Origin of the sequence: Photorhabdus africana, assembly GCF_035181445.1 — a bacterium.
Classification (GTDB): domain Bacteria; phylum Pseudomonadota; class Gammaproteobacteria; order Enterobacterales; family Enterobacteriaceae; genus Photorhabdus; species Photorhabdus laumondii.
This window is the reverse complement of sequence record NZ_JAXBVE010000006.1, coordinates 126659-143591: the sequence shown is the minus strand read 5'-3', so window position 1 is coordinate 143591 and position 16933 is coordinate 126659. Positions and strand designations below refer to the sequence as shown.

Below are 16933 nucleotides of genomic sequence, written 5' to 3'. Positions count from 1 at the left end.
AAATGACTGACCATTTCGATACCCTGATCCGTTGGCAGGAATGCCATGATGAACAGCAAAACGCTTTACTGACACGCCCTGCAATTTCAGCTTCCGTAGAAATCTCCCGTGCAGTGGAGCAAATTCTGCATGCGGTAAAAGAGTTCGGCGATCACACTCTGCGTGAATTCAGCCGCCGTTTCGACAAAACGGTTATTGAAAATATCCGTATTTCGCCGGAAGAGATAGCCGCCGCAGAAAACAGTCTGAATAATGACATTAAACAGGCAATGCAGCAGGCAATGAATAATATCCGCGTTTTCCACGAAGCGCAGAAGCCGATAAAGATCGAAGTAGAAACCCAACCAGGAGTCTATTGTCAACAAGTAACACGGCCTATTGATTCGGTTGGGCTTTATATCCCCGCGGGTTCTGCACCATTACTTTCTACCGTTTTGATGCTCGGAACACCTGCTCAAATAGCAGGCTGCCATAAAGTTGTACTTTGTTCTCCACCACCGATTGCCAATGAAATTCTCTATGCAGCCACGCTGTGTGGAATTACGGAAATATTCCAAATTGGTGGCGCTCAAGCCATTGCCGCTATGGCATTTGGAACAGAATCCGTCCCCAAAGTAGATAAGATTTTTGGTCCGGGTAACGCTTATGTTACCGAAGCCAAAAGACAAGTTAGTCAGCGCGTAGATGGTGCCGCCATTGATATGCCTGCTGGCCCATCGGAACTGCTTATTATCGCCGATGCGGGAGCAAACCCCGTCTTTGTGGCTGCCGATTTACTCTCACAAGCAGAACATGGCCCTGACTCACAAGTGATATTGGTTACACCTGATGAAGCGTTAGCCAAAAAAGTGATAGCGGAAATCGAAAAACAGCTTACCCTACTTTCCCGCAATCAAATTGCCACCAAGGCATTAGCGCACAGCCGAATTATTGTGGCAACAAGCCTGCAACAATGTGTGGAAATCAGCAACCGTTATGGCCCAGAGCACCTGATTATTCAAACTCGTCAACCAGAACAACTGGTTGAAAAAATCACTAGCGCCGGTTCCATTTTCCTCGGTGACTGGTCGCCGGAATCTGCGGGAGATTACGCATCAGGAACCAATCACGTATTACCAACTTATGGCTACACCTCAACCTATTCCAGCCTTGGTCTGGCGGATTTCCTAAAGCGTATGACAATTCAGCAACTGACACCACAAGGGCTGCTGAACTTATCTCAGACCATTGAAACACTGGCGCAAGCAGAACAACTGACCGCTCATAAAAACGCGGTCACTTTACGTGTGGCGGCGCTGAATATTGCCGGTCAAGGGGTGAATATGAATAACATTTTTGATGCCACTCTGTTGGCACGAGAAAATATCCGCAAATTAACACCTTATATGTCTGCTCGTCGCCTTGGCGGCAAGGGTGATGTTTGGTTAAATGCCAACGAATACCCACTAGCCCCTGATTTCCAATGCACTGAACAAACATTAAACCGTTATCCTGACTGCCAGCCAGCCTCGGTTATCCGCCGTTATGCCGCCTATGCAGGCTTACAACCTGAGCAAGTACTAGCCTGCCGTGGTGCTGATGAATCCATTGAACTTTTAATCCGCGTATTTTGTGAACCCGGACAAGATGTGGTGCTGTTTTGCCCTCCGACTTATGGTATGTACAGTGTCAGCGCTGAAACTTTTGGTGTCGAACAAAAGAAAATTACCGCACTGGAAAATTGGCAACTGGATATCGAAGCGATCGAAAATAACCTCGATCGGGTAAAATTAATCTATATCTGTAGCCCTAATAACCCAACAGGAAACACAATAAATCCTGATTCATTGCGTAAAATTCTGGAACTAACCGCCAATCGTGCCATTGTCACTATCGATGAAGCCTATATTGAATTTTGCCCGGAAAATAGTATCGCAAGCTGGCTAAAAAACTATCCAAATTTAGTCATTTTGCGAACCCTCTCGAAAGCTTTTGCTTTAGCCGGTCTACGCTGTGGATTTACTCTCGCATCTGTGGATATCATCACTCTATTGTTAAAAGTGATTGCACCTTACCCGCTTTCCATTCCTGTTGCGGATATTGCAGCACAGGCACTGACAGCAGAAGGTATCGCAATTATGCAAAAACGTGTCGTTGAGATCAGGGAAAACCGCAATGACTTGCAACAGGCGCTGAATAAATTAGCCATCGTTGAAAAAGTATTCCCCAGTGAAACCAACTATATATTGGTGAAATTCCATGACGCAGAGACTGTTTTCAAAACATTATGGCATCAAGGCATCATCCTGCGCGACCAACGCAAACAGCCCGGTTTAGAGGGTTGCCTGCGGATCACCATCGGCAGTCGTAAAGAGTGTGAGCAGGTGGTTGAAGCCATCAGCGCCCTTTCCACTGTAAATGAACAACCAAAGGAGACAGCAAACTGATGAACCAGAAACTCCTTTTTATTGATCGGGATGGGACGCTGATCACTGAGCCGCCAACAGATTTTCAAGTTGATCGTTTGGATAAACTGGCACTGGAAACCGAGGTTATTCCTGCTCTGCTTGCCCTGCAAAAATCGGGGTTCAGGCTGATTATGATCACCAATCAGGATGGTCTTGGCACAGATAGTTTTCCATTAGAACAATTTGAACCGCCACATAACCTGATGATGCAGATTTTCAGTTCTCAAGGCATCAATTTTGATGAAGTTTTAATCTGCCCTCACAAACCAGAAGAGAACTGTCATTGCCGTAAGCCAAAAATCAAACTAGTGGAAAAATATCTGGCAGAAGGCTTGATGGATACCACTAACAGCTATGTGATTGGTGACCGAGAAACCGATCTGCAACTGGCCAAAAATATGGGCATTCAGGGGTTACGTTATCATCCGAAAAACCTCGGCTGGTCCGCCATCAGTGAACAACTAACCCGTCAAGACCGTCACGCTCATGTTCAACGTGTCACTAAAGAGACATCCATCAACATTAACGTTTGGCTTGATCATGAAGGTGGCAGCCATATCAATACCGGTGTCGGGTTCTTTGACCATATGTTAGATCAGATTGCTACCCACGGTGGCTTCCGCATGCATGTTCAGGTTAAAGGCGATCTCTGTATTGATGATCACCATACCGTTGAAGATACCGGTCTGGCATTGGGGGAAGCATTGAAACTGGCTTTGGGAGATAAACGAGGCATCTGTCGCTTTGGTTTTGTGTTGCCAATGGATGAATGCCTTGCCCGCTGTGCTCTCGATATTTCTGGTCGCCCTCATCTGGAATATAAAGCTGAATTCAAACACCAACGAGTGGGTGATCTGAGTACTGAAATGATTGAGCACTTCTTTCGTTCACTCTCTTATTCCATGGCTTGTACACTGCATCTGAAAACGAAAGGCAGCAACGATCATCACAGAGCAGAAAGCCTGTTTAAAGCCTTTGGCCGAACACTACGTCAGGCAATTCGGGTAGAAGGCGATACATTGCCTAGTTCCAAAGGGGTTCTGTGATGAAAGTCGTCATTCTTGATACTGGCTGCGCTAACTTGTCATCGGTAGCTTATGCCATCCGAAAATTAGGTTATCAACCTGAAATCAGTCAGGAAACAACAACGATTCTGGCAGCAGATAAATTACTTTTGCCTGGCGTCGGCACTGCCAGTGCCGCAATGGATCAATTGAAACAACGGGAACTTATACCGTTAATTAAAGTACTCAGCCAGCCTGTGTTAGGTATTTGCCTTGGCATGCAGCTATTCGCTGCCACCAGCGAAGAAAGCGATAATGTTGCAGGTGATAATGTCACCCTACTCGAAGTTATTGCTTCCCCCGTCCAAAAAATGGCTGCTCATGGGCTTCCATTACCACACATGGGCTGGAACCAAGTTCTGCCAAAAGCCGGGCACCCGCTATTCCGTGGTATTGAAGACCATGCCTATTTTTATTTTGTCCATAACTACGCGATCCCGCTGAATACCTACACCATTGCGCAAACTGAATATGGCAATATTTTCAGCAGCGCAATCGCCAAAGATAACTTCTTCGGCGTGCAATTTCACCCTGAACGTTCTGGTATCGCCGGAGCCAGACTATTAAAGAATTTTCTGGAGATGTAAGCACAATGATCATACCCGCATTAGATTTGATAGATGGCAAAGTAGTACGGTTACATCAAGGGGATTATGCTCAACAACGGGATTATCAACACGATCCTTTGTCCCACTTTCAACAATATGAACAACAGGGGGCAAAATTGCTCCATCTGGTCGACCTAACTGGCGCTAAAGATCCATCCGCCCGCCAGATCCCTTTACTGCGCAAATTACTTGCAGCAGTTTCTATACCTGTTCAGGTTGGCGGCGGCATCCGTACAGAAGAAGATGTGAAAACATTGCTTGATGCGGGAGCAAACCGGATAGTGATTGGCTCTATCGCGATAAAACAACCAGCACTCGTTACCCAATGGTTTAAACGTTATGGTGCGGAAAATATTGTGCTGGCGCTGGATGTCCGTATCAATGATACAGGCATGAAACAGGTTGCCATCAATGGCTGGCAGGAGAACTCCTCCGTCACTCTGGAACAGGTTATTGAGCAATATCTGCCTTGCGGGTTGAAATATGTACTGTGTACAGATATCTCCCGCGATGGCACGCTAACTGGCTCAAATGTCGAATTATATCGGGCAATTTGCCAATACTATCCACAAATCGCATTTCAGGCTTCGGGGGGCATCGGCACGTTAAATGATATTGCTTCTCTGCCAGCCAGCGGTGTAGCTGGGGTTATTATTGGTCGTGCATTACTTGATGAGAAATTTACCCTGACGGAGGCAATTCAATGCTGGCAAAACGCATAATTCCTTGCCTTGATGTTCGTGACGGGCAAGTGGTTAAAGGCATTCAGTTTCGTCATCACGAAATTATCGGCGATATTGTGCCACTTGCCCAACGTTATGCAACAGAAGGTGCAGATGAACTGGTTTTCTACGATATCACCGCCTCATCTGATGGACGGGTAGTCGATAAAAGTTGGGTCGCCAAAGTTGCGGAGGTGATTGATATTCCCTTTTGTGTCGCTGGTGGTATTAAAACTGTCGAAGATGCAGGGCAAATCCTCTCATTTGGGGCAGATAAAATCTCTATCAACTCCCCTGCACTGGCTAATCCAACCTTAATTACTCGTTTGGCCGATCGTTATGGTGTTCAATGCATTGTCGTCGGGATTGACACCTGGTTTGATGAAAGTACGGGTCGTTATCAGGTTTATCAGTTTACCGGTGATGAAAAACGCACAAAAGCCACTCAATGGCAAACCCTCGATTGGGTAAAAGAAGCGCAACGTCGTGGTGCAGGTGAAATCGTACTCAATATGATGAATCAGGATGGTGTCCGCAATGGCTACGATCTGACGCAACTAAAACAGGTGCGTGACGTTTGTCATGTTCCTCTCATTGCCTCTGGTGGTGCAGGCGCACCAGAACACTTTCTTGATGCCTTTAAACAGGCAAATGTCGATGGTGCACTCGCTGCATCTGTATTCCATAAACACATTATTAATATCGGTGAATTAAAACAGTACCTTTTACAACAAGGCGTGGAGATAAGAACTTGCTAACCACACAACAAATCGAAAAACTGGATTGGGAAAAAGTCGCTTATATGATGCCGGTTATTGTGCAACATGCTATATCCGGCGATGTCCTAATGATGGGTTATATGGATAAAGAAGCTCTGAATATCACTATCAGCTCAGGCAAAATCACTTTCTTTTCCCGCAGTAAACAACGTCTATGGACCAAAGGAGAAAACTCCGGCCATTTTCTTAATTTGGTCAATATCTATCCTGATTGTGACAATGATGCCCTGTTGGCATTCGCAGACCCAATCGGCCCTACCTGCCACTTTGGAACACACAGTTGCTTTGCTCCGGCACAAACTGAATGGGGATTTCTCTATCAGCTTGAAAAATTGCTGGCAAGTCGCAAAACAGCCGATCCTGACCATTCATATACAGCGAAGTTATATGCCAGCGGTACTAAACGAATCGCTCAGAAAGTGGGTGAAGAAGGGTTAGAAACCGCTTTAGCCGCGGCAGTGAATAATAGAGAAGAGCTAACGAATGAAGCAGCAGATCTGATGTATCACCTGATGGTTCTATTACAGGATCAAGAGCTGGATCTGAGTTGTGTCATTCGTCGATTACGGGAAAGATGATATACCCGTCATCTTTCAAGCTGCCTCTTTGTTGGCTGCACTCACTCACCCCGGTCACATAGTTTGCTATGCTCCCGGGGATTCGCTCCCTTGCCGCCGCGATGCATCTTGAAATCCATTGGATATATACCCGTGATCCACCGCGCTTTTCCGGTAGATAAAAAGGCAAAAACCAATCATACGAAAAACGACTATCAGGCGACGTAGACGTCTACGTCGCCTTTTTGACAGCTCCCCGCCCAATTAGGCATAGGTATCTACACGAAATGAACGTTTATAAATCACATGGCCGCTTTGAAGATCGAAACAATTTCTTCATGGGTAGCTTGAGTGGGATTAGTCAAACAACATATATCTTTCAAGGCATTAGTTGCTAACTCTGGTAAATCTTCTAATTTGACATTCAGTTCCGCTAGACCCGACGGAATACCAATATCTTTTGACAATTTACGAATTTCAGCAATACATGCCGCAGCGCCTTGCTGATCATTCATAGCGCTTACATCTACCCCCATCGCAGCGGCAATATCTTTCAAACGACCCGCAACGGCTTTGGCGTTGAACTCTTGAACGTGCGGTAATAAAACAGCATTACATATACCGTGTGGTAAATCATAAATACCGCCCAATTGGTGAGACATGGCGTGAACATATCCCAGCAATGCACTATTAAACGCCATCCCTGCCAAGAATTGTGCATAAGCCATGTTTTCACGTGCTTCTATATTGCTCCCATCTGCAACTGCTTGGCGTAAAGAGTGACTAATCATTGAGATTGCTTTCAATGCACAAGCATCCGTTATTGGGCTAGCTTCAGGAGAAACATAAGCTTCAACCGCATGAGTCATTGCATCCATTCCAGTTGCAGCGGTTAACCCTTTCGGCATTCCTACCATCAATTCGGGATCGTTCACAGACAAAACAGGTGTTATTTTCTTGTCAGCAATGGCCATTTTAATATGGCTTTCAGTATCAGTAATGACACAGAAACGTGACATTTCTGACGCAGTACCCGCGGTAGTATTGACTGAGATTAATGGCAAATGCGGTTTAGATGAACGCCCAATACCGACATAATCCCGGATATCTCCTCCATTAGCAGCGACCAACACAATAGCTTTTGCACAATCATGTGGCGAACCACCCCCTAAAGAAATAACGCAATCGCTATTGTGCTGACGCAAAATATCCAAACCTTCCTCAACGTTAACTGTCGTCGGATTCGGATTGGTACCATCATAAACCGTACTCTCAATATCAACATCAGATAATAAAGATTGAACTTTTGTTACTACTCCAATTTCATTTAAAACCCGATCGGTCACAATCAACGCTCGCTTATAACCATCACTTTTCATCGCATTTACCGCTTCAACCAAACAACCCGCACCAAACATATTTACCGATGTCATAAAAAAAGTCGTAGTCATCATTGAAAATTCCTTATATTAAAATAGTTTTAAAATGAAAATATATATACCCGTTATCCTTCAAGTTGCCTCTTTGTTGGCTGCACTCGCTCACCCCGGTCACATAGTTTCCTATGCTCCCGGGGATTCACTCCCTTGCCGTCGCGATGCATCTTGAAATCCATAGGGTATAAAAAGTAAAATTTGAAAAATCACCTAATGGAACTACAGATCATTGCTCTTGCAACAAACATAAATAATAGCTCTATTTAAACCACATAATTCAAAAAATATAAATATATCTCGGTAGAGTTAGATCATGTTTATTAAAATAGATATTTGATAATTTTCCCTCTTGGTAATATATGTCATTGGCAATATAATAAATACAATAATCGCTGAGATTAATATATCCGTCATCTTTCAAGTTGCTTCTTTGTTGGCTGCACTCACTCACCCCGATCACATAGTTATCTATGCTCCCGGGGATTCGCTCCCTTGCCGCCGCGATGCATCTTGAAATCCATAGGGTATATATCACTAAGTACCTATTCCAATAGGCGTAATTGGGCAAATAAAATAGCTCTATTGGAGTAGACCGTAAATAAAGTCATTATTATTGCTACATTATACAAACATTAAACAGAGAGGTATAATTATCAAATACCATGAATATCTAATTATTCACTACTGAGCCATATACAAAAAATCATCAATTACATTAGGGGATAATTTCCACCCAAACAAAGGTGTTTCTTGATAGGAATTTTCAATTATTTTTAATTTCAAAACCTTTATTTCAAATATCGGTATAAAATGACATGTCAATTATATTAATGTTGTATTGGCAACAATTTAATATGCCTATTCATTATATTTTATTAAATACAAAAACCCACACTCATTGTATTCTCATATCGCTTTCAAAAAGAAAGATGACATTTTTTAAAATAAAGTTTAAGGAATAGAAAAATATGACTCATAAGCTAGTTACAGGTGCAACTTTTTTCGATAGAAAATACTTTCTGGGTGAAGCGCACCATTATCCAGAAAACGACATCATTATTCCATTGCCTTATGATCTTAACGATAGATTCCGCTCAGTAAGAGTTGGAACGCTATCAAAAGTTTATGCATGGCGTCATCAGAGCGATTGGGAACCCGGCCAACGCTATCGTGAATGGGAATATGATCATCCAGATATTGATAGAGAAATTAGAGGATTATCTAAGTTTAAAGTGGCACCAAAAGATACCTGTCTGGTTGCATTAAGACTTATTGATGATACTTATTCTGGTATTAAATTCTCAATGTTCACGAATACACATTGCGTGGGCCCAGTTGAAACAACAACTGATGATGATTATGCACTGGTTGGTATACTGCCATTTGAGACCGAGTTAGTCACTGCCATTGCAATAAGAAATACCAGTACTGGAGTATATATCAATAACGGATCATTCTATTTCTATCGTGATGCAAATGGTGTTGTTACTATTGATGAGAAAGCTAATTTCCCTAAAAATCTCAGAATAGTTAATGTAGGCGGCAATCGTTTTGATATTCATATTATCAGTACCGATTTTTCTAACTAATCCGGTCATTCCGGTCATAATGCAACAATAATTAACCATCGTTTTCAGACAGGCTACGTTCTGAAAATTTAAGCAACACCGTTGTGGAATATCATCAAAAACCGCAACGGTGTATTGATAAATCAGCAAAAATTTCGTGGCTATAAATAATTTTTTATTTATTATGATATAAGCGTCATTACAATAGTCACTTAACCTTTAAAAAGAACATTAAATTAAGGTCCATTAGAAATAATGTTCACAAGCTATTTCCTTTGAGATAAATACTTCCCTAACGATTAATTTTTAAAATTATAGTAAAATCCAACCATTCCATTATTACATATCTTATTTTAGGTAATTCGGTATTTTTTAAACAACTTTACTTTATGTATTTTTATGCTAATTTTAATATTAACCCATCTAATATTATTCTTCTATTGACTGGATATATTGCATCTAAAGATAAGGAATAAATAAATTATTAGTGGAAAATATTACACAAAAAAAGCCAATTTTCACAAATAGTATAAACGAGCAAATACTATATATTACTTACATTAACTTTGAGGAGTGGAAAAAATGACAAAAGAATTAATTACAGGCGTCACGTTTTTCGAAGAGAAAAACTATCAGGGTAAGTCACATGATTACCCAGAGCTCGATAAAATTATATCGCTCCCTTCCAATCTTAACGATAAATTTCGTTCAGTAAAAATTGGAAAGTTATCAAAAGTCCATGCGTGGCGTCACTATAACGATCCAGAGAGTCAATATTATGAATGGGTAGTCGATAATCCAGATATCGATAGAGAAATTAGAGGGTTATCTAAATTCAGAATTATACAGAGAGATACAAAGCTGGTTGCACTAAGAATCATTGATGATACTCATTCAGATACAAAATTCTCTATGGCCATTAAGATATTTAATGGAGAAGAAGAGGAAACAATCGACGTTAACGCAACAACAGATGACAATTATACTGTCGTTAACGAACTACTGGTACAGAAAGAGATAGTCACTTCAATTTATGTAAGAGATGTCAACACTGGAGAATATATTGGTAACGGGTCATTTTATTTTTCTTATGATGCTGTCGGTATCGCAACTGTTGATGAAGGTCTCAATTTCCCTAAAAACTTGAAACTGGTCCATGTAGGAAATAATCGTTTTGATTTTCACATTATTAGTACTGATCCTATTGCTTAATTCGGGATTAATGTGACAATCATCACTCTCAGACAAGTCATATTCTGAAATTTAAACTACGCCGTTGCGATATATTTGTTAAAAAACCGCAACGACGTGTTCCAAACGATCGCAGAAATTAAAACCACATCATATCTGATGTAAACTCTCCACTCTGCTGGTCAATCGGTGATAACCGGGCTTACTCCATCCATTCAGTATGGAAAACACCTTCTTTATCAGTACGCTTATAAGTATGAGCACCAAAATAATCACGCTGAGCCTGAATTAAATTAGCAGGCAGTACCGCTGAACGATAACTATCGTAGTAAGAAATAGCAGCAGAGAAAGTCGGGGTTGGGATACCATTCTGCACCCCATACGAGACGACATCACGCAGCGCCTGCTGATATTCATCAGCAATTTTCTTAAAGTAAGGTGCCAACAACAGGTTAGCAATATCCACATTTTCGTTATACGCGTCAGTAATTTTTTGCAGGAATTGAGCACGAATAATACAACCCGCCCGGAAAATCCCGGCAATCTCACCGTAATTGAGATCCCACTGGTACTCATCAGATGCCGCTTTCAATTGCTGAAAACCTTGGGCATAAGAGACGATTTTACCCAAATAAAGCGCACGGCGGACTTTCTCAATAAATTCGGCCTTATCACCTTTAAATGGTTGTACATCCGGCCCGCTCAAAACTTGAGCCGCAGCAACTCGCTGATCTTTCAGAGAAGAGATATAACGTGCAAATACCGATTCTGTGATTAACGTCACTGGAATCCCTAAATCCAGAGAGCTCTGGCTGGTCCACTTACCCGTACCTTTATTTGCTGCTTCATCCAAAATCACATCAACCAAATATTGGCCTGCTTCATCTTTCTTATGGAAAATATCAGCCGTGATTTCAATCAAATAACTGCTCAATTCGCCGTTATTCCAGTCAGTGAAAATCTCAGATAGTTCTTCATTGCTCAGATTTAGGGCATTTTTCAGTAAAGAATAGGCTTCAGCAATGAGCTGCATATCACCGTATTCAATACCATTGTGAACCATTTTCACATAATGACCGGCACCATCCGGGCCAATATAGGCCACACAAGGTTCACCTTCAGCTTTAGCCGCAATCTCTTGCAGAATTGGTGCCACCAATTTATACGCCTCTTTCTGGCCGCCAGGCATAATAGATGGACCTTTCAATGCCCCCTCTTCACCACCGGAAACCCCGGTACCGATAAAATTAAAACCCTGAGCAGAAAGCTCGCGATTACGACGGATAGTATCCTGAAAATAGGTATTACCCCCATCAATCAAAATATCACCTTTATCCAGATGTGGAGTCAGTGAAGCAATCGTTTTATCGGTTGCTTCGCCAGCCTTAACCATGAGCAGAATACGGCGCGGTTTTTCCAGTGAATCGACAAATTCTTCGACAGTATAACTTGGAACTAATTTCTTCCCCGGGTTTTCGGCGATCACTTCGTCAGTTTTATCACTTGAACGGTTAAATATAGATACGGAATAACCACGGCTCTCAATATTTAATGCCAGGTTACGCCCCATCACCGCCATACCGACAACACCAATCTGCTGCTTGGACATGAATAACTCCTGTCTGATGATAATTCTGCTCACCAATAATATACCCGTTATCTTTCAAGTTGCCTCTTTGTTGGCTGCACTCTCTCACCCCGGTCACATAGTTCTCTATGCTCCCGGGGATTCGCTCCCTTGCCGCCGCGATCCATCTTGAAATCCATAGGGTATAATTAGCGTGCAATTTGTTAATGTGATTATATGTTAACTCAGGACGAGTCCTAATGGATAGTTATTGGTGCCATCGATACCGCTACACCCCATTTTTTGGAAAAAACTTCCTCAGATGAAAAATCAACTATTGAAATTTGATGAGTCAATGCCCATTATTCATTATTCGGCATGAGCCGTCATATTAAAAGGTAAAACAAACTGTATGGAATGGATCGCTGATCCGACGATATGGGCTGGGCTAGTTACTCTTATCGTTCTAGAAATTGTCCTCGGAATTGACAACTTGGTCTTTATTGCCATTCTGGCAGATAAACTTCCTGAAAAACAAAGAGACAAAGCAAGAATTACAGGTCTAGGTTGTGCGTTACTGATGCGTATCGTACTGCTTTTTAGTCTTTCCTGGTTGATAACGCTAACTCATCCATTAATTACGCTTTGGGAACATCCATTTAGTGCCCGTGACCTGATTATGCTAATAGGTGGTCTTTTCTTACTATTCAAAGCGACAATGGAGCTCAATGAACGGCTGGAAGGTAAAGATGCCCACTCAGGACAACAACGCAAAACATCTAAATTTTGGACGGTTGTCGCTCAAATAATTGTCCTTGACGCTGTATTTTCACTGGATTCAGTGGTGACTGCTGTTGGTATGGTAGACAACATCGGTATCATGATCGCGGCAGTCACCATTGCGATGCTCCTGATGATACTGGCAAGTAAGCCATTGACTACTTTCGTCAATGCTCACCCGACTATCGTTATTCTCTGTCTGAGCTTCTTGTTGATGATCGGTTTCAGTCTGGTCGCTGAAGGTTTTGGTTATCACATCCCCAAAGGTTACTTGTACGCCGCTATCGGCTTCTCCATTATGATTGAATCCTTAAACCAATTTGCTCAATTTAACCGCCGCAGATTTCTTACGGCTTCCCGTTCACTACGTGAAAGAACAGCGGAAGCCGTTTTACGTATCCTGAGTGGTAAGCATGAAAATGCAGAATTGGATAATCATACATCCAATCTGATTTCTGATAATCAGGAAGTGTTTGATCCACAAGAACGTCAAATGATTGCCAGGGTTCTAGGCATGGCGCAGCGTAACGTTAACAGTATCATGACTTCCCGTCACGACGTGGAATACCTTGATATTCATGCACCAACCGAAAATCTGACGCAAATACTGAGTAAAAATCCCCACACACGCATTGTGGTAACAGATGAAAATATCAGTGACGAACCATTAGGTGTTGTCCATGTTATTGATTTATTGAATCAACAACTCAACCAACAGCCTTTTGATTTACATTCGCTGATAAAACAACCGCTGATTTTCCCTGAACAACTTTCACTACTCCAGGCATTGGAACAGTTCCGCCAGGCACAAACTCACTTCGCGTTTGTTGTCGATGAATTTGGTTCTGTGGAAGGTGTGGTGACGTTGACCGACGTAATGGAAACTATCGCGGGTAATTTACCGGTAGACGGCGAAGAAACTGATGCCCGTCATGATATTCAAGCAACTGAACATGGTGGTTGGATTGCCAATGGTTATATGCCGCTGGATGATTTGATCCTTTATGTCCCTTTGCAACTGGATGAAAAACGTGAATATCAGACCTTAGCAGGTTTGTTGATGGAACATTCACAACATATTCCACGACAAGGTGAGCAATTACAGATTGATAATTATCTGTTTGAACCGTTGGAAGTGACCAGTCACCGAATTAATAAGGTAAAAATTACCCCTCTGGGGTCAGAGGAAGAAAATAAAGAATAACGCAGTGTTATTGATGACTCATCATATTTGTCATCACTGAGTTTTTCCTCTGAAACAAAATAAAACCCGGTCAGTTTAAACTGTACCGGGATTTTTTTAATCTTTTCTATCAATGCCATATGCGGAACTTTATGCGGATACGGTTAATGATTTATCTATACCCGTCATCTTTCAAGTTGCCTCTTTGTTGGCTGCACCCACTCACCCCGGTCACATAGTTATCTATGCTCCCGGGGATTCATTCCTTTGCCGCCGCGATGCATCTTGAAATCCATAGGGTATAACTAGATTAAATAATTTTATATTCAGAACAGAAAAGCCATAGCTTCTCAATTCAATTATCAAAATTTAATCCACAAGTTGAAATCCACCTTTGTACTGAAATTGACTGCTCAAACAACTATGCTCAGACAACGATAAGCATTCATTTAAGCATAATAGTCAACTGCCGGATTGAGCGGTCAAATCAGGCATGAGTTATTAATACAGCTAATTACTGCTGCGTTCAACCCAATCGTTAATAGCCTGTTTTACCTTGTTCTCCAACTCATTATGTAGCAATTGCTCAATATCCAAATTGTATTGCAGATTACTCCAATTACCGTAAACCCGCAGTGGTACTTTCATTTTTCGCAGACGACTAACCAATTCATTATCCTTGCCCCATCCTTGTGTTATCTGTACTTTTAAAGCGACATCAACATCTTGTTTAAGCAGATTAGTCTTACCCTGCCCATCAATATTCAGCAAATCGGATACCGCATGAAGCCGACTGATTTTTATATCACCTCGATTCAGTACCGCTTTAACATCAAGCTTTTTAGCGCGGGTGAAATTATCCATATTATCAGGGATATTCACTTTATCCGTTGCACGAGCAACGGATTGCTGGATTAATTGGGGGATATTTAATCCATACATTTTGGCATTAACTAAACTGAAATTAAGATCACCCTGCCAAAGATGCGAAATCGCATAACCATCATATCCTTTACCAGAAAGATCCCCATTCAGATCGAATTTACCACTAAATGCCGGTGGTAAGGAAAAGGCTTTGAGTACTGGTTCCAGTTCTATATTCCGCAGTAAAGGTTTTGCGTGTAACTTAAGTTGATTACCCGTTGCATCTAAAATAACTGGAATAGAGAAATCACCACCAAATAATTTGCCATTCAGAGTAGAAATTTCAGCAGTACCACTATTATTTGTCGCTTTCAATATCAGATTATCGATCTCCATTCCGCGATAAACAAATTTGTCCGCATTAATAGTCACATTAGCATTAAAATCATTTAAAAATGCAACGTTATAATCAGGCTGGGCAGAGCTTGAAACAGCAATTACAGGTTTAGCTGAACTATTCTCTATCCGGTAATAACGTTTAACTTCTAAACCCTCTTTAGGAAGCAAGTCCCATCCCATCAGATTATCTAAATTCAGTTTTTGGGAAGATAAATCGATCCGATAATCCGCATGAGCCCCCAACATTGCGTTTATACTGCCATGAAGTTCACTCTCATTAGCGGTGAAACTTAGCGTCTGTAAAGAAATTATTTGCGGTCCATCTGTCGTCTCTTTTTGATAAACAGCATGTACTTTTCCTGAACCACTAATTCCTCCCGTAGGTATACCTGCGCCCTGGAGTTGATAATCAAAGGAGTCAATATTACCCGCAACACGATATGGATAATCAGTAATATCAACATCTGCATTAAGATTAAAAACCAAGTCTTGCTGATTCTTACTGACTTTGCTACTTAACTCTACGCTGATATGGTTTTGGTTATCTCGCTCCATAAGCAGATTAATATCGCGGACATTTAACTGCTCATGATCATCTCGCTGCCAAATAAGCAAACTATCCGCGATCTTAATTCTGGCGATATCAAGCTTCCAACCCTCACCCTTCGCAACAGGATTGGCTGTATTCTCTTTTGGTGCAATAGGGGTATTCTCTTTTTTCTGCGACTGGCTCTCTGGGGTTACGCTCAATATCGCCCCTTTCAACATCACCTCTTTAACGGCAAGCTGATGAGAAAGAAGCGGCCACAACGCCACATCAAGACGCATATTTTCTGCTGTCACTGTTGGCTGAGCCGCCCCTGGGGCCGTTAATGACATACGCCCGGTAATGATGCTCAATTTTGGCCAGACATGCCAGCGCATACCATCTTGCAGGACGAGTTGGTAGCCACTCTTCTTTTGCACCTGCTTGACCATATAAGCCCGAAAGTCATTTGGGTTTACTAACATGACTAATGCTACCAGACCGGTAATAATCACAACCAGCAAAATAATCAGTGTCGTCAGCAATCTCTTCATGACTTCCTCAGCTTTTTTTGTCAAAACAGTCAGTGCAGCTCAATAGCCGATAAAAATGTTAATCTTCATCAATACGGCTACTCACCGCACCCTGTTGGTTTTTATATTTCGCATCTTGACGACGGTTATACGGACGGTCAGCGGAACCAGACAATGGCTCAAAACTCAAAGCACCGATGACCATACCCGGACGTAACGCCAGAGGCAATTTACCAGAGTTATAGAATTCAAGAACAATCTGACCATGCCAGCCCGGATCAATCCGGTGTGCTGTCACGTGCACCATTAACCCAAGACGCGCAAGAGAAGAACGGCCATCAAGCCAGCCCACCAAATCATCCGGCAATGTGACGGATTCCTGCGTAACAGCCAGTGCCAACTCGCCAGGATGGAGGAAAAAAACCTCATCGTCAGACAGAATTATTTCATCACTCATCACGCGATCAAGCGCAGCACTCACCTCATCTTTCGGACCACTCAAATCAATATATGCCGCAGTATGACCACAGAAAACACGAAACTGATTCCCAAGGCGCACATCAGCAGTTGCCCCATTAATGCGTTCAATCGGCGGACGTGGAGCAATGACCAACTTACCTTCATCAAGCCATTTAATAATGTCGCGGTCACAGAGTCGCATTATTTCCTCTCAAATACGATGATGCTTATCAATGCCTGACAAGCAAAG

Annotated in this window: 14 protein-coding genes and 1 pseudogene; 10 read left to right on the top strand and 5 right to left on the bottom strand. The window is 42.2% G+C overall.

What is annotated here, in order from left to right; all coding sequences use genetic code 11:
• Positions 1-2: 2 nt before the first annotated feature.
• From hisD to hisIE, 7 genes and pseudogenes are all read left to right on the top strand, one after another.
• Positions 3-1322 (top strand): annotated as a pseudogene (gene hisD / locus SLS51_RS05540) (histidinol dehydrogenase); the annotation flags it as partial.
• The gene (gene hisC / locus SLS51_RS05535) at positions 1323-2426 is read left to right on the top strand and encodes a histidinol-phosphate transaminase (protein ID WP_323836356.1); all 1104 of its coding nucleotides are present in this window, start codon (positions 1323-1325) and stop codon (positions 2424-2426) included.
• Positions 2426-3493 carry a bifunctional histidinol-phosphatase/imidazoleglycerol-phosphate dehydratase HisB gene (gene hisB, locus SLS51_RS05530; RefSeq protein ID WP_323836269.1) on the top strand — a complete coding sequence of 356 codons (1068 nt, stop codon included), beginning with the start codon at positions 2426-2428 and terminating at the stop codon, positions 3491-3493. Before hisC ends, hisB begins: the two co-directional genes overlap by 1 nt.
• A complete protein-coding gene (gene hisH, locus SLS51_RS05525; RefSeq protein WP_323836267.1) occupies positions 3493-4098 on the top strand; it encodes an imidazole glycerol phosphate synthase subunit HisH in 606 nt (201 codons plus the stop codon). Before hisB ends, hisH begins: the two co-directional genes overlap by 1 nt.
• A gap of 5 nt (positions 4099-4103) precedes the next feature.
• Positions 4104-4841, top strand: a complete 738-nt coding sequence (gene hisA / locus SLS51_RS05520; RefSeq protein WP_323836265.1) for a 1-(5-phosphoribosyl)-5-[(5-phosphoribosylamino)methylideneamino]imidazole-4-carboxamide isomerase — start codon at positions 4104-4106, stop codon at positions 4839-4841.
• Positions 4823-5599, top strand: a complete 777-nt coding sequence (hisF, locus tag SLS51_RS05515; protein ID WP_323836262.1) for an imidazole glycerol phosphate synthase subunit HisF — start codon at positions 4823-4825, stop codon at positions 5597-5599. Before hisA ends, hisF begins: the two co-directional genes overlap by 19 nt.
• Positions 5593-6198, top strand: coding sequence for a bifunctional phosphoribosyl-AMP cyclohydrolase/phosphoribosyl-ATP diphosphatase HisIE (gene hisIE / locus SLS51_RS05510; RefSeq protein WP_323836260.1), 606 nt, complete (start codon positions 5593-5595; stop codon positions 6196-6198). The genes hisF and hisIE overlap by 7 nt, the downstream gene beginning before the upstream one ends.
• Positions 6199-6479: 281 nt before the next feature.
• Here hisIE and yiaY read toward each other — a convergent pair whose 3' ends face one another.
• Positions 6480-7631, bottom strand: a complete 1152-nt coding sequence (gene yiaY / locus SLS51_RS05505) for an L-threonine dehydrogenase (RefSeq protein WP_323836258.1) — start codon at positions 7629-7631, stop codon at positions 6480-6482.
• Between the two features lie 950 nt (positions 7632-8581).
• On the opposite strand from yiaY, the gene SLS51_RS05500 reads away from it, so the two are divergent.
• Both SLS51_RS05500 and SLS51_RS05495 read left to right on the top strand, forming a co-directional pair.
• On the top strand, positions 8582-9202 hold the full coding sequence (locus SLS51_RS05500; RefSeq protein ID WP_323836256.1) for a beta/gamma crystallin domain-containing protein: 621 nt from the start codon (positions 8582-8584) through the stop codon (positions 9200-9202).
• Between the two features lie 561 nt (positions 9203-9763).
• Positions 9764-10393, top strand: a complete 630-nt coding sequence (locus SLS51_RS05495) for a beta/gamma crystallin domain-containing protein (protein ID WP_323836254.1) — start codon at positions 9764-9766, stop codon at positions 10391-10393.
• 181 nt (positions 10394-10574) lie between these two features.
• On the opposite strand, the gene gnd is transcribed toward SLS51_RS05495, so the two are convergent.
• On the bottom strand, positions 10575-11981 hold the full coding sequence (gene gnd / locus SLS51_RS05490; protein WP_011145857.1) for an NADP-dependent phosphogluconate dehydrogenase: 1407 nt from the start codon (positions 11979-11981) through the stop codon (positions 10575-10577).
• Positions 11932-12078 (bottom strand): hypothetical protein, encoded by a 147-nt coding sequence (locus SLS51_RS05485; RefSeq protein WP_323836252.1) that lies wholly within the window; start codon positions 12076-12078, stop codon positions 11932-11934. Before SLS51_RS05485 ends, gnd begins: the two co-directional genes overlap by 50 nt.
• Positions 12079-12351: 273 nt before the next feature.
• Here SLS51_RS05485 and SLS51_RS05480 point away from each other — a divergent pair, with 273 nt between their 5' ends.
• Positions 12352-13923: a TerC family protein gene (locus SLS51_RS05480; protein WP_323836250.1), complete on the top strand. Its 1572-nt coding sequence runs from the start codon at positions 12352-12354 to the stop codon at positions 13921-13923.
• A 489-nt stretch (positions 13924-14412) separates the two neighbouring features.
• Here SLS51_RS05480 and asmA read toward each other — a convergent pair whose 3' ends face one another.
• Positions 14413-16245: an outer membrane assembly protein AsmA gene (asmA, locus tag SLS51_RS05475; protein WP_323836247.1), complete on the bottom strand. Its 1833-nt coding sequence runs from the start codon at positions 16243-16245 to the stop codon at positions 14413-14415.
• A gap of 58 nt (positions 16246-16303) precedes the next feature.
• Entirely contained in the window at positions 16304-16885 is a 582-nt protein-coding gene (gene dcd, locus SLS51_RS05470; RefSeq protein ID WP_323836245.1) for a dCTP deaminase, read from the bottom strand.
• Between the last annotated feature and the right edge of the window lie 48 nt (positions 16886-16933).